11 protein-coding genes are annotated in these 14,731 nt (G+C 60.5%); 7 read left to right on the top strand and 4 right to left on the bottom strand.

The genetic code is table 11. The annotated features are described in order from the left end of the window. Nucleotides 1–15 precede the first annotated feature (15 nt). From ACZ1JM_RS17360 to ACZ1JM_RS17345, 4 genes are all read right to left on the bottom strand, one after another. Complete coding sequence (locus ACZ1JM_RS17360) at nt 16–2,559, bottom strand: family 16 glycosylhydrolase (protein WP_465133591.1); 2,544 nt, start codon at nt 2,557–2,559, stop codon at nt 16–18. Between the two features lie 246 nt (nt 2,560–2,805). Then, nucleotides 2,806–3,906, bottom strand: a complete 1,101-nt coding sequence (locus tag ACZ1JM_RS17355; RefSeq protein ID WP_465133590.1) for an acyltransferase family protein — start codon at nt 3,904–3,906, stop codon at nt 2,806–2,808. 159 nt (nt 3,907–4,065) lie between these two features. Then, on the bottom strand, nt 4,066–4,224 hold the full coding sequence (locus ACZ1JM_RS17350) for a hypothetical protein (RefSeq protein WP_465133589.1): 159 nt from the start codon (nt 4,222–4,224) through the stop codon (nt 4,066–4,068). Between the two features lie 75 nt (nt 4,225–4,299). Further along, the gene (locus ACZ1JM_RS17345) at nt 4,300–5,301 is read right to left on the bottom strand and encodes a polysaccharide pyruvyl transferase family protein (RefSeq protein WP_465133588.1); all 1,002 of its coding nucleotides are present in this window, start codon (nt 5,299–5,301) and stop codon (nt 4,300–4,302) included. 447 nt (nt 5,302–5,748) lie between these two features. On the opposite strand from ACZ1JM_RS17345, the gene ACZ1JM_RS17340 reads away from it, so the two are divergent. From ACZ1JM_RS17340 to ACZ1JM_RS17310, 7 genes are all read left to right on the top strand, one after another. Next, complete coding sequence (locus tag ACZ1JM_RS17340) at nt 5,749–6,189, top strand: hypothetical protein (RefSeq protein ID WP_465133587.1); 441 nt, start codon at nt 5,749–5,751, stop codon at nt 6,187–6,189. Between the two features lie 207 nt (nt 6,190–6,396). Further along, a complete protein-coding gene (locus ACZ1JM_RS17335; protein ID WP_465133586.1) occupies nt 6,397–6,981 on the top strand; it encodes a polysaccharide biosynthesis/export family protein in 585 nt (194 codons plus the stop codon). A gap of 26 nt (nt 6,982–7,007) precedes the next feature. Then, nucleotides 7,008–8,297, top strand: a complete 1,290-nt coding sequence (locus ACZ1JM_RS17330) for an outer membrane beta-barrel protein (RefSeq protein WP_465133585.1) — start codon at nt 7,008–7,010, stop codon at nt 8,295–8,297. Further along, complete coding sequence (locus tag ACZ1JM_RS17325; protein ID WP_465133584.1) at nt 8,294–9,499, top strand: cell wall hydrolase; 1,206 nt, start codon at nt 8,294–8,296, stop codon at nt 9,497–9,499. The genes ACZ1JM_RS17330 and ACZ1JM_RS17325 overlap by 4 nt, the downstream gene beginning before the upstream one ends. Then, nucleotides 9,489–11,096, top strand: a complete 1,608-nt coding sequence (locus tag ACZ1JM_RS17320; protein WP_465133583.1) for a TolC family outer membrane protein — start codon at nt 9,489–9,491, stop codon at nt 11,094–11,096. Before ACZ1JM_RS17325 ends, ACZ1JM_RS17320 begins: the two co-directional genes overlap by 11 nt. Before the next feature lie 37 nt (nt 11,097–11,133). Next, nucleotides 11,134–12,855, top strand: a complete 1,722-nt coding sequence (locus ACZ1JM_RS17315; protein WP_465133582.1) for a type I secretion system permease/ATPase — start codon at nt 11,134–11,136, stop codon at nt 12,853–12,855. A 6-nt stretch (nt 12,856–12,861) separates the two neighbouring features. Further along, nucleotides 12,862–14,211, top strand: coding sequence for an HlyD family type I secretion periplasmic adaptor subunit (locus ACZ1JM_RS17310; protein WP_465133581.1), 1,350 nt, complete (start codon nt 12,862–12,864; stop codon nt 14,209–14,211). Nucleotides 14,212–14,731 lie beyond the last annotated feature (520 nt).

The following is a 14,731-nucleotide window of genomic DNA, read 5'->3' as shown; positions in this document are numbered from 1 at the left end:
TATGTTGGCCGTCGATCAGGCCATCAGCCCCAACGTGTTGCCATACTCGGCGGTGGACATGAAGGTGATGTCCGCCATCGAGAAGTGGGCGTCATTGGCGATGGTGATCTTGTCGGCACCCAGCGAGACCACCGTCGACGCCCCAGCCTTGCTGATGGAGACCGCCCCGGATTTGACACCAACCAGCACCAGCTTGTCCAGACCACGTTCGAAGTCGGTCACGGTATCCTTGCCGTAGCCTGCGGCGAACACGAACGTGTCGGCCCCGGCCCCGCCAGTCAGCGTGTCGTCGCCCGCACCACCGACGAGCACGTCGTTGCCCGCGCCACCATCCAGCAGGTCGTTGCCCGCCCAGCCGAACAGCTTGTTCGCTGCGTCGTTGCCGTAGATCTTGTTCGCTAGGCTGTTCCCGGCACCGTTGATCGCGGCGCTACCGGTCAGTCGCAGCAGTTCGACGTTGGCAGGCAGCGTGTAGCTGACCGAGGCCATGACGGTATCGTTACCCTCGTTGGCGAGTTCGGTGACTTTCACCCCGTCCTGTCCCGTGATGTACGTATCGTCTCCCTTGCCGCCGATCAGGGTGTCCAAACCGCCTGCGCCGTCGAGGTAATCGTTACCCGCCAGGCCGGTCAGGACGTTTGCTGCGGCATTGCCGATCATGCGGTTGCTGTCTGCGTTGCCGGTGCCGTTGATGTTGGCCGTGCCGTCCAGCCGCAAATTCTCGACATTGGTTGTAAGCGTATACGTTACCGAACTGATGACGGTGTCGGTGCCTTCGTTGGCTGCTTCGATGACCTTCACGCTGACGTTGTCCACCCGATAGATGTCGTTGCCCGCGCCGCCATAAAGCGTGTCCGCGCCGCCCGCACCGTCGAGGTAGTCATCACCACCCAGGCCTTTGAGCACGTTGGCAGCGCTATTGCCGATCAGGCGGTTGGCCAGGTCGTTTCCGGTCCCGTCGATCGCCTTGTCGGTCGCCAGGGTCAGATTCTCGACATTGTCAGGCAGCGTGAAGCTGGCGCTGGCGATCACCATATCGCTTCCGCCACCCGCCGCTTCGATCACCTTATCGAGCGAGGAACCGATCCGAAATACGTCGTTCCCCGAAGTGCCTGTGTAGGTCTTGCCGTTCGACACACCTTCGTTCGGTGCCGACACCACGGGCGCGGTCACCGGCGCCGAGGGGGTCGTCACAACTGGTGCAGCAAGCACTGGCGAAGTTACGGAACCCGGCGTGTAGACGGTGTGGGCACCATTGACGGTGGTGGAAACCGTGTCAGCCGTGCGATAGGCTCGCACGTAATCCACCTTCATCTCGCCAGTCCCGGTCGTCTCGTCCGCCGCACCGCCCCAGCTGCCTTTGCCGCCAACAGCCAGGTTGACGAGCATGTACATTTCCTTGTTCATGGCTTTCGGCGTCGGCTGACGCGATACTTCCATGCCGTCGATGTAGTAGATGATACGCTCTTCGTTCCAGTCCACGCCATAGGTATGGAACTGCGTCGTATCCAGCACCGCCCGTTCCTGCCCCTCGACGGTCTTGCCGGGTGTCTTGGTACCGTGCGTCGTCATGTAGACGACGTTCGGATCCTTGCCGAGCATTTCGAACACATCGAGTTCGGGCGGCCAGCTATTGTCCGTCGGCAGCAGCCAGAACGCAGGCCAGAACCCCTGCCCCGCTGGCAGCGCCGCGCGGATTTCGAAGAAGCCGTACTGCTGTGCAAACGTGAACTTGGTGGTCAGCAGCCCGGACGTGTAAGTGTGATCGCCGATGAAGGGCAGCACGTCGGCCGAAGCGGGAGCCGCCGTGATCTTCAGGATGCCATTGTCGATCGCAAAGGGATTGACGCCGAGCGGCTTGGTGCCGGTGCCGGCCCATTCCGCGTCCATGTAAACCTGTGATTCCGTTTGCAGCGTGCGGCTCTTGACCGTGCCCGGCCCCCCGTTTCCGTATTCGGTCCGCCAGGTTCCCCCCTTATGATACAGGCTGAGCGCGTTGAAATCGTCACCGAAGGTCAACGAATGACCAGCGCGGTTCAGTTCATACGTGAAGTCGGATGAGACCAGACTGGACGCCTTGACGCCGCGCAGGATCAGGTCCTCACCATTGCCGAAATGGAGCACCGTGTCAGCACCGACCTGCTTGGCCATGGACTGAACCTGACCAAAGCTGGTGACGCCGTATCCGCCGAGCTGAATCTTGTCTACGCCGGTTGCGAAGTCCATGATGACGTCGCTGCCGTTGCCCGCCGTGATGATGAACTTGTCCGCGCCGCCGCCGCCGACCAGCACGTCGTTTCCAGCGCCGCCGTTCAACTGCTGGTCGTATTCATTGCCGATGATGACGTTGTCGAGTGCGTTGCCCCCGCCGTACCAGGAGTTCTTTCCTTCAAGGATCAGGTTTTCGACATTGTCACCGAGAATGTAGTAGATCGACGAGCGAACGGTGTCGGTGCCCTCGCCCGCCGCTTCGAAAACTTTGTCCAAAGTGGATGAGACGATGTAGATATCGTCACCCTTACCACCATGATAGCTATCTCCGCCGCCGTTACCGCGCATGATATCGGCGTCGGCGGTTCCGCGAATAGTTTCCGAGGCCGCCGTCCCAAGGAACGTCTTTTTGGACTGAGAAGATGCTTTAAGTATTTTCCCTAAGGCGTTAGTATAGGAAAACGACATGATTGATAGTCCCCGCCACAGAAGCCCAATTGCTTCTCCGTGTCGGGGTTTCAATTAGAGGTGTTACTGCAAACGCTGACGTAAAGATTCTGGTGAATCGATTTTAATCGATTGCAATTCTGTCTTTCAACTTTGCCTCGCCAGAGCCAGATATGCTGATCTGAAGTTTCGCCGGTAGAAATGTTTGCGTCGCTCCCCCAGTTCGGCAAGAGCGAACATCGCGCACAATACCATCGCCAAGGCGATCCATGCCCCTGCTGTCGTGGCGGTACTGGCGGGCCATATCGCGGCGATCAACACCATCACCGGCAGATGGGCTATGTAAATGGTGAAGCTGGCCCCGGCGCAGTACGGCACCGCCCTCGCAGCCCATCGCGGCCAAATCAGAGTTGCGGGGGTAGAGGCTGCGAACACCACAATGGCAGCGGCGACAAGCATGCAAAGGCCAAGGTAATAGAGCATGCTGGCCATCAACGCGGCTGGCTCAGGCCATTCGAACAACGGGATCGCGTATATGCCGCCCCACTTACGCCATGCGAAAGCAACCAACCCGATCATTGCCAAAGCAGCAGCGCCCTTAGGCGCGCTTATCCTTGGAATTCGCTGCACTAGTTGCCAGGCACCGACACCGACCAACCACAGCGGAAAGGCGATGACGACGCGTGGGCCGCATATCAGCAGCCATGCCAGCCCGAGTGCCCATCGCCAGTGCCCCCTGGCATAAAACACGATTGCGAACCCGACATAGTACGCGACTTCAAAACCGAGCGACCAGAACGGCGCGCCGGTTTCGATCACCACCCGATCGAACCACAATTCGTTTGTGAAGGTCAGATAACGCAGCACAGCCAGCATGCTCGGCGCATCACCTGTGAAGGCACCGCCGCTGCTAACGGCGCTATTGGCGGGAGAAGTATAAACAGTCGGGACCAGCGCCGAACCGATCGCGTGGCACAGAACCAGCACTACGATCGCCAAAGGTATCACCGAATACATGCGGAGCACGCGGGCGCTGGCAAACGCCTGCCAGGTCTTTTCCTTACCGGACGTAACGAATGCGATCACGAAGCCGGACAGGACGAAAAATATCGCCACACCCTCTTTGGCGCTGTGGCCGACGATGTCCGGCAACTGCATCCGATAGACAGCGGCCGTATGACCGACCAGCACCATCATCGCGGCCCCAAGGCGCAGCAGGTCGAGGAATATCGACAGATTACGGTTCAACTCAGTCCCCTATCACCCACGGGTGAAGTTAAGGGATTCGTTTATCCGTCATGGCAGGTCTACGACATGCCAAGTACATCCGAAATACAGGTAATTGCTGGTTCAATCCGATCCGGGCGCGAGCAAGCCGATGCTCAGATCCGGCCGAAGTGGTCGGGATTAGCCGGCAACGAGGGCCACGATACCCGCCCACATGGCCGCGCTTATCGCAGCGCCCGCAAGCCAACCAGCCCAGACGATCGGCTTCGCACCGATATGCCGCGATGGAGACGGTGCGACCGGCGTTGCCCGGTGCGAAAGGGTGTCGGTGGTCATCATGAGGCGTCTCTTAACCCCTCAGATGCAACCATCCGGTTAATGTGCAGAACGTAACCTGCCGAATAGCAGAAAAAATTAAGCGGTTACGGCAGACGCACAGGCATGCTCTTTCACCAGCGAATTCAGCCGCTCCAGCATTTGCGCCCTCAATCTTTCCCGCAGATCGTCCCGGCTGGAATACGGTGGCATGTCAGCCAGAGCGGAAAGAGCCTGGGCGGTGCGCAGCGGACTGAAACCCAGAATCCGACGCGCGGCCGGGAACTGCTGCAGCACGCGTTTCGCCTGACGTTTCACAAATGGGGTCGGCGCAGCAGAAGCAACACGGGCGGTGAATTCGGCCATTGCAGCCTCTGGGTCCAACCGGACCATCGTTCCGAAAGGCTCCTGTCGTTTCCCAAAGCGCAGAAGCGGCATCGGATCGGGGGGCGGGAGCACCGCGACCTCCACATCCAGCGCGAGCGAGCACGCCCAATCCGTCCATTTCGCCATCGAGAAATTGCGTGACACGGCAAAAGGCCGCCACGGCACCCCATACGCATCTGCCAGGATCGCGCCATGCAGCGATTCCGTGAGCACCAAGGAAGCTCCGGCAAGCGCGGCGATCACATCCTCGGGACTCCCCCGCGGATCGATAAGGTCGAAGCCCGCAAGGGCTGCGGCTTCCGCCCAGCCTGGGAATGCAATCGTCTCGAAATGCGGGACGACAACCACTGGCGAAGGACTACGCTGCGACGGATCAAACCGAAAGTTGTTCGCCACCGGCGCAAGAATTGCCCCGTCCGTCAGCGGAACGTCATCGTTCAGCCCAAGAACTCGTGCGGTTATAGGCCCTCGTACGCAATGGTAGCGAACATCCAGCCCCGTCCATCGATCCGCGTTCGTATAACCAGCACCGCTGGAGAACACATGCAAAGACCGGTCGGCGCCCGGATCGATGCCGATGATCGTACCGATACCGACGAAGGCCTCGCCAATAGGGCCGTTTTCGAACAGAGAGGGCGCCAACGCCGGCCACAGCCGCACATTGAGATCGTCTCCGAAGTTGGGGACTTCGGGTTCGTAGCGCAGCAGCCTCATGCTGAACCGCCCGGGCAGCGACGGGGATCAACCCGGCGAATCCCCCGCCACACATGATTCGCCTGGCTCCGATTGCGGGCCGGATTTGATCTGCACTTTGACGCTATTCGCATCCGCAATGAACCGTTCCGTCGCGCCTCTATCGGGAAACAGATATATTCCGAGAGGTTATGCAGCGCCAAACGGCCACATTTCTGCCACTAACCATACATCTGAACGGCAGTTTCGATAGCCTAGCTTCATCCATATTGGACTATGTACTTAGGCATTCAACTTACAGACTTTAACTTGTCGCCTTGTCGTGCTTGTTGGTTTCGAACTATAGTGAACGCGCCGTAAACGAATTTCCATTTGTTGCCATACACTTCGATTCGCGGGGTAGTTTGGCATCCTGCTCTACATATCTATTATTTGCGCAGGGCGGTATTAATACTCAGGAGGACGTACATGGCAATTGTAACAGGGACAGCTGGTAGCGATCGTATTTCGGGTACCGGTGGTAAAGACGCGCTGGCAGGCGGCAAGGGCGTCGATTATTACTATGGTGGTGCTGGAAGCGACGCATTCGTAATCCGACTGTCCGACTTCGACCCCGCTCTCAACGACAACACCCGTCTCGGCGCGAAGGCGCAGGACTTCATCTACGACTTCAATGGCGCGGGCGTCTACGAAGCGGGCAACAACGACTTCCTTTATCTTGCCGACTTCGGTGCAGGATCGACCATTACTTTCGCAGGTTATGGCTTCAACAGCGCCAATCCAAACGGCGACGTTCACGCTCAGTACTACACCATCTACAGCACCAACACCGGGCTGGAATACACCATCGCCATCGGTTCCACCAACGGTAACCAGCTGGTACTGGGCGACTACAACTTCTACAACTGATTCTTCCTGTCCTGAGACAGGGTTTGACTATAGAGCGAGGGGATGCTTCGGCATGCCCCTCGTTCACTTGATCTATGGCTGGAACCCATTCCCTGTTCGGTTGGCAATGGATCATTCAGTCAAATTAAGATCGATTTTGACGGCATCTGGATTTGAAGTTGTCAGCATTAATTGGTCTGACGATCCGCATCGCATCCTAGCCGATCCATGTCCTACGAGTATGTGAAAATGCGGATTCCAATTGTATTTATGTATGCGCTGGCGGCCTGCTCCATGACTTCCGGTTGTGCAGGCAATCGATCGCTTCCCGAACTGACCCTCTCCAGTGCGGACGCAGCCTATACACTTGGGGCCGGCGACAAGCTGCGCATCACCGTGTATGGCGAAGAGAAACTTACGGGTGAATATCTAGTAGACGGATCAGGCTCAATTTCGTTTCCATTAGTCGGTACGATGAAGGCGCGATCCCTGACAGCACCCCAATTGGCGGATCAGCTCCAGGCAGTATTAAGCAAGGGATATCTGGATAATCCCAGTGTCTCGATCGATGTGCTGAACTTGCGACCCTATTATATCCTGGGGGAAGTCAATACGCCGGGCGAGTATCCGTTTGCGCAGGGCCTCACTGTCTTCAGTGCCGTCGCCAAGGCAGCAGGCTTTACGTACCGGGCTGATGAAAAGCGCGTGTTCATCCGGCATAAGGATAGCGGCGAGGAAGTTCTTTACAGGCTGGATGGCGTAACACCTGTCCAACCGGGCGACACGATCCGTATACTAGAACGCAAGTTCTGACTGTGCCCGAAGTACAGCCCTGTTCCTTGCCGCACCGCAAATCCGGCGGCCTGGCGGCTCGCTTCCAGATGGGGGTGGCAGCGCTCGCGCTATCTTCGGCCGGCGCGCACACTGCCGGTGCACAGACCATCGGTCCGTTGATCCGCGAGCCCGACGATGTCCCGGGCCGCCGAGCAATTCCCGAATACACGCCGATCGGTTACGACTTCAACGGGTTCGACGTGCTTCCGAGCGTCAATTTCGGCACGCGTTTTGACGACAACGTCTTCACCCGTACCAGCGTGAAGAAAGCCGATGTCATCTTGCAGGCCGAACCCCGCATTCGGATCAGCAAGGAAACCAGCCGACACAACATCATGTTCGATGCGATGGCGCGATCCAGCACGTTCGTGAAGCTGACGGATCAGGATACGACCGAATATCGTGTCGCCGGCACGTATGCTCGTGGCACTACCAGCCCAAATTCGATCACCGTGAACGCGGGCTATCTGCGCGAAGCTATCCAGCGTGGCACGGCTGAAAACGACATTGCCCGTGGTGAACCACTGATGCGGCGCGTGGTTCATGCCTCGCTTACGGGGCGCAAGCAGTTCAACCGGCTGTCCATCGACGCTCAGGTTCTGGGCATGCGTCAAGTGTATGAAGATCTGGACGATGGGTCTGGAGTTCGTGTTGACCAGCGTTTCCGCAACCTCAAACGCCTTCGATTGCAAGGTATTGCATCGTATGAGTTGAGCGCGCGAACGGCATTGTTCGTCGGTCTAGATTACGACGATCTAAATTATGCGCCCTCGCCTACCCTGATCAACCGGGATGCGCGAAATACAAATGTCACGGCGGGGGTCCGTTACGAAGTGACGAGGCTGCTCTATGCTCAGCTGGGAGTGGGCCACCGCAGTTACAACTTCAAGGAGCCAGGCCTGCGCACGCTCTCGGGTCTCGCTGTCTGGGGGCATCTGCGCTATTTCCCGTCACGCCTCTTGGCCATTCGGGGGGTCATCGAGCAAAGCAATGCGACGAGCCCGTTCGATCTGGTCAGCGCCGTTACGCTGACTACTGCCAAAGTCGAAGCCGAGTACGAGATGCGACGAAGCCTGTCCTGGCTTGGATCGACCCGGTTCACGCTGGAAGACTATGGCAAGCAGCCTTACTCCGCACGACGTATTGAAGTGTCGGCGGGTCCAAAGGTGCGGCTCAACCGCTGGCTTTCTGCCGATGCAAGCGTGCGATACATCAAGCGCTTCGTAAAAGGCAGCGCGCCGTTCGAACCGTTCTCGCAATTGTCTGCGATGATTTCGATCACGTTGGCGCGATGAACGTCTCCGCCCCGCTTTTCAGACTGCCGATAGCTTTCGCCGGGACGCAGTTGCGTCGATACGGCGTCGGGCTCGCTCTCTTGATGGTATTGGTGTTTGCTGGGCTCACCAATCGTGCGCCGCCGCCAGGGGCAGAAGCAGAATCGCGCCGCATGGTGATCCTGCCCTCAGCGCCTGACGAACCGCTGCCGTCTATTGATCCGCCTGTTCTGGCTCCAGTAGATGCCAACACTGCTCGCAAACTGAACGAAACCATTCCATTCGCACCCTTGGGTACGGACCAGCCGCTGCCGTTCCGGCTTGACCCGCACAGCGCCCCGTTCGACCGCGCGCTGGACTGTCTCGCCAGCGCCATGGTGTACGAAGCGGGTGCCGATCCCAGGGGGCAGTCCGCCGTCGCGCAAGTCGTGCTCAATCGCCTGCGCCATCCGGCTTATCCGCACACAGTCTGCGGCGTAGTTTACCAGGGAGCGGAGCGGGCCACCGGATGCCAGTTTACGTTTACGTGCGACGGTGCCCTGGCCCGAGCGCCATCGACGACGGTATGGGAACGCACCCGCCAGAGAGCCAGCGCCTTCCTTTCCGGCGAAACCTTTCCAGCCGTTGGCATGGCGACGCATTATCATACGGACTGGGTGCATCCGTACTGGAGCGGATCCCTCGACAAGATTGCCCGCGTAGACACGCATCTATTCTTCCGGTGGCGTGGCGGATGGGGCCGTGAGATCGCCTTCACGGCGTCTCATGCCGGAAGCGAACCGCGACAGGCGAAGCTGGGTACGCTTTCACCAGCGCATGCGGCCAATCGCGATGGCGGGACTGATCCTCACCTGGCTGCTGGCGACATCGTTCCGTTAACGCCTCCACCATCCGCCACCTTGTCTGCTCGCACCGGTGACCATTTGATCCTTGTGGACGCAGGCGGCGATGGGAAAGCTCTTGCCTTGCAGGCGCTCACTCGATGCGATGGCACCTCACCATGCAAGGTCGTCGGCTGGGATCGCCGCTCGCAGGCTTACGGATCACCGCAGAACCCGCTGATCGCATCGGTTGCGTTTCTATATGTCTCCGATCGGCGGACCGGGGTCGAGATCGTCCTATGGGACTGCACGCGTTTCAACCGGCCGTCCGACACGCAATGCCTTTCGGACGTCAACAGGCGCTGGATCCGATTCGATGGGGACTTGTCCCGTGCTTCTTGAACCCTTCACCGCCGGAGCAAAGGGGCGCGGTTCGATACGCACATATGCGGAGGAGCGCGAAAGGGCGTTCTTCACCACGTCGGCGCAGAGTGATCGTCGAACCACAGGCAAAAGCAAATTGATGATAGCGCGGCGATGGACATCCCCCCTGCTCGGCTTCCTCCTGTCGTGCGCGAGCATGACCTCTGCACAGGCAGAGACGCTGGCCGAGGCCATGGAGATTGCATACCGGCACAACCCCGGGGTCGGGGCCAGCCGCGCATCCACCCGCGCCGCCGAAGAACGGGTGCGTCAGGCGAAGGCTCAATTCGGCCCCTCGATCTCCGCTGAAGCCAGCTATCGCTACGCTTGGCGGCGCGTCACCCAGAACGGCACGGTGGCACTCCGGCAAGACGGCTTCACACCGCAGCTTTCCGTGTCGGTGGATCAACCACTGTTGACGTTCGGGCGACTGGCCGCCCAGCGCACCATTGCGCGTGCCGGCTACGGTGCCTCGGTGGCAGACATGCGCGCGAGCGAACAGGATCTGATGGCCAACGTCATCATCGCCTACGCCGGCATTCTGCGCGATGAGCAACTGGTCGCCATCGCGCGGGAAAACCTAGCCCAGCTCACCGAAACGCTGGACCAGATCAACGCGCGCTATGCCGCCCGGTATGCGACGGAAACCGACCTTCAGCAGACACGCAACCGCATTTTCAGCGGGCAGGCGCAGCTGGAACTGGCGACGGGAAATCTGCTCGCCAGTCGCAATACGTATCGCAATCTTCTCGGCCATTATCCTGACGCGCTGGCAGCCCTGCCGCAATTGCCGCCACTGCCGCGCACGATCGAGGATGCGCAAGCCATCGGCGGCACCTCCAGTCCCGCGCTCGACGCGGCACGGTACGATCTGGCTGCCGCGCAAGGCCGCATAGCGCAGGCGCGGGGCAACGCGCGTCCCTACCTGGGGCTGCAGGGGTCGCTCGCCCGCTCGGCTCTCACGATCGAGCGAGACGATCCGCGCGAACTGACCGCGCAGGCGCGGCTTGGGTTGACGGTGCCGCTCTACACGTCTGGCCTGCTGTCCGCGCGCATTCGCGAAGCGCGTCAGATCGCCGACGCGACGACGCAGCAGCTGGAGCAGACATCGCGCAACGTGCGTGAGAACATCGCCAGTTACTGGGACCAGCTTTCGGCCACCCGCCGCGCGTTGCCCGCCTACTCGCGCGCCGTCGCCGCCGCGCAGACCGCGCTGGATGGGGCGAAGCAACAGCAGCTTGCCGGGCAGGTCACGTCGCTGGACGTGCTCGATACCGCGCGCGACTTGCTGACATCGCGTCAGGCAAGGGCGCAGGCGGAAGCGCAACTGTACGTGCAGCATGCCTTGTTGCTGGGTGCGATGGGACAATTGCGGATCGATGCGTTCGCCCCCGGAACCCCGCCCTTCGATCCCGACGCCTACACATCCGTCGCTTACGCCGGGCTGCCGACCGGCCCGCTGGTGGAAGCGATCGATGGCGCCCTGCTCGACGATCGTTTTGCCCCTTCCCCGGTGCAGATCGAGCGCGATGCGGAACCCGATCACGGGATGGCGCCCGAACCGGACAGGCCATGACGATGCGCCCGCTGCTCTTCATTCTCAGGAACATCCGATGACCCCGGCCCAGGAAAATCCCATCGCCGGTGTGCGCGGCATGTTGCAGGCGGTAGTGCCGGTGCTGTGGCCAATCCTGATATTCAGCGCCGTGTTCAACGTGCTGCTGCTGGCCGGCTCGTTCTTCATGCTGCTCGTCTACGACGATGTGCTGGCCAGTCGCAGCGGGGCCACGCTGGCGGGACTGCTGCTGATGGTCACCGTGGCTTACGTGTTCCAGGGCGCCATCGACGTCATCCGCTCTCGGGTTTTGTTGCATACCGGAGCTAAGGCCGATCGCCGCCTGTGTGACCGGCTTTACGATGTCATCAGCCGGTACGAGCAGGAAATCGGCGCGATGCCGTCCGGCGCGGCACCGGTCCGCGATCTCGACGTGGTGCGCGGATATATTACCGGTCAGGGACCGCTGGCGCTGCTCGACCTGCCTTATGTCCTGATGTTTCTGCTGATCCTGACGCTGTTCCATTGGGCGCTGGGGCTGGCCACACTGGCTGGCGTCCTCGTCATGGTCGTGCTGATGATAGCGGGAGACCGGCAAACCCGCGCACCCGCGACCCAGGCTGCCGCCATCGCCGCCGCCCGCTTCACTATCGCAGAGGACGTACGGCGCAATGGCGAAGTGCTACGCGTCTTGGGCATGAGCGGACGCCGTCGCGCCAGCTGGGATGCGATCAGCCTCAAACTCATCGCCGCGCATGACGAACTTGCCGGGGCATCGGGGCGCATGCAGCTGATCGGCAAGGCTTTCCGGCTGTTCCTGCAGTCCCTCGTATTGGCGGTCGGCGCATTTCTGGTCATCAGCGGAGATGCCACAGGCGGCGTGATCATCGCCGGATCGATCCTCAGCGCCCGCGCGCTCATGCCGGTGGAACAGACGATCGGCCAATGGAAGCAGATGACGGAGGCAAGCCAGGCGTGGCGTCGCCTGACCTCATTGCTCGATCGCGTGCCCCTGCGCGAAGCTCCAATGGCGCTACCGCGCCCACAGGCCAGTCTTGAGGTTCAAGGCGCTGTCTGCGGCCCGCCCGGGCAGCAAAAGATAACCGTCGCCAACGCATCGTTCCGCCTAGCTGCAGGTGAAGCGCTCGCGGTGATCGGCCACAGCGGTTCCGGAAAATCCACGCTGATGCGCGCAGTGACCGGCGCATGGCCGTTGTTGCGCGGCGCGGTGCGGCTGGACGGGGCATCGCTGGAGCAGTGGGACCCGGTGCAACTTGGCCGCGACATCGGCTACGTCCCCCAAGCGATCGAGTTGTTCGAAGGGACCATCGCCCAGAATATCGCCCGGTTCGACCCCGAAGCCGATTCCGACGCGATCATCGCTGCTGCCCGCGCAGCCGACGTCCACGACATGATCGTAGGGCTTCCCGGCGGATACGAATATCTGCTGGGTGGGCCGGGCGGCGGCGGTCTTTCGGGCGGCCAGAAACAGCGCATTGCCCTGGCGCGCGCCTTGTTTGGGGATCCGTTCCTGATCGTGCTGGACGAGCCCAATTCCAATCTGGACGCATCGGGAGAAGATGCCCTGCTCGCCGCCATGCACGCCGCCAAGGCGCGGGGCGCGATCGTCCTGATCGTCGGCCATCGCCCCACCATTTTCGCCCATGTCGATCACATCATGATCATGTCCGGCGGGCAGATCATGCAGATGGGCGAGCGCGCCGAAATGCTTAAGCGCATCAACTTCAACCCAGCGCCTTCCGCTGCCGCTGCCGAGTAAGCCATTGTGTCCAGCCAGATCGTCATCCCCTCCGCCACCCTTCCCGTGACATCGACCGACGATTATCATCCCGAGCGCAGCTTGCGGAAAGAACTGCGCGTTGGCCTGCTCCTGTGCGGGGGTCTGGTGTTCGGGCTGGGCGGGCTGGCGGCGTTCCTGCCGATGACCGGCGCCGTGATCGGCGCGGGGCGGGTCACGGTCAGCAGCTATGTAAAGCAGATCGGCCATCCAACCGGTGGTGTGGTGGCGGACATCATGGTTCGCGATGGGGATCACGTGAACAAGGGCCAGCCCCTGATCCGGCTTGATTCGCGTGTCAGCGGAGCAACGGCCGAGTTCACCGGAGAGAACGTCTATCAACTGCTCGCCCGCGCCGCTCGGTTGACGGCCGAACGTGACAATGCGCCCGCCATCACCTTCCCGGCCGAGCTTTCGCGCCGCGCCGATGATCCGAACATCGCCGCACTGTTGGAGCAGGAACGGCGCACATTTACTCTGAGGCGGGACACACGCCGCTCCATGATCGCGCAATTGGGGCAGCGGATCAGCCAGACCCAGGCGGAAGTCAGCAGTTCGCGAACCAAGGCGCAGAGTTTCAACGATCAGGCCGCGCTCATCAACGATGAACTCAAGGCCACGCGCAAATTGTACGAGAAACGGTACACAACGCTCGATCGCCTTAACGCGCTGGAACGTTCGGCATCTGGGCTGTCCGCTGAAGCGGGAAGCGCGCGGGAAGCGGCGGTGTCCGGAGGGGCGCGCATCGGGGAATTGCGGTTGCAAATGGGCTCCGTGAATGCAGAGGCCCGCAGCGCGGCGGCGGCGGAACTCATGGACGTTCTCGCCAGGATCAGCGAGCTGCGCCGCGCCAAAGTGGCCGCGGACGACAGTTTCGACCGGTCGGTGATCCGCGCACCACAGGCGGGCGTGGTCGACAAGCTCACCTACCGCACCGTCGGCGGCATCGTGCCCGCTGGGCAGACCCTGCTGGAACTGGTCCCTGACGATGATCGCATGATTGTCGAGGCGACGGTGTCCCCGGTCGACATCGATCAGGTTCACGCGGGCCAACCGGCCACGATCCGTTTCAGTGCCTTTTCGGCGCGGACGACGCCTGAACTTGCAGGCACTGTTACCCACGTGTCAGCAGATCGAACGGACGATCGCGATACCAACAGCGCATTTTATCGAGTAACAGTGGCCCTGAACAAAGGCGAGTTGGCGAAACTGGGCAACCTGAGCCTTCGCCCCGGAATGCCAGCGGAAACGTTCATACAAACCGGCACGCGAACCATGCTTAGCTATATCCTGAAGCCGCTGGCGGATCAGCTAGCGCGCGCCTTCCGCGAGGGCTGACGCAAAATTTGCCGCTGTATGCTGCTGATGGTGCCGCGTTGCCGCGTTTGCGTGCGCGAGACGCTCGCGCTGGTCTGGGCACTCAATACCAGATGATTCGCGTTTTCCGGATCGAAAGGAAAAAGGTTCCAGATATCAATCGATTGCAGTCTTCGCAGTCGCATCCAAACCGGATGACAATCCTGTAATTTCGATCATCGAATGATCCACAATGATCCATTAACCAAAAGGCTTTTTTGGGGATGATCTCGCATCTGCAACAGCTAACCGGCAGTTTCCGGTCACTTTAGCGCATTTCCCGCGCATTGATCCCGAAACACAGGCAGTAAAAATACTAAGTTATCGATGGTGCAATGCAGCATGGCCATCTTGACCGGTCTTTAACTTGTATTACGATGCCGTAAACCAATACAGAGCACGGAATGAAAAATCTGAATTCCGTTGTCTTTCAGATGGATGAACCGATGGAATGTCTTTCGACTCATTATGGCGATGCCGGAGCCGACGGGCGGGTTGCCTC

It is taken from the genome of Novosphingobium sp. BL-S-24 (assembly GCF_055521575.1).
The sequence above is the reverse complement of the archived record's forward strand: the minus strand, read 5'-3'. Positions and strand labels throughout refer to the sequence as shown.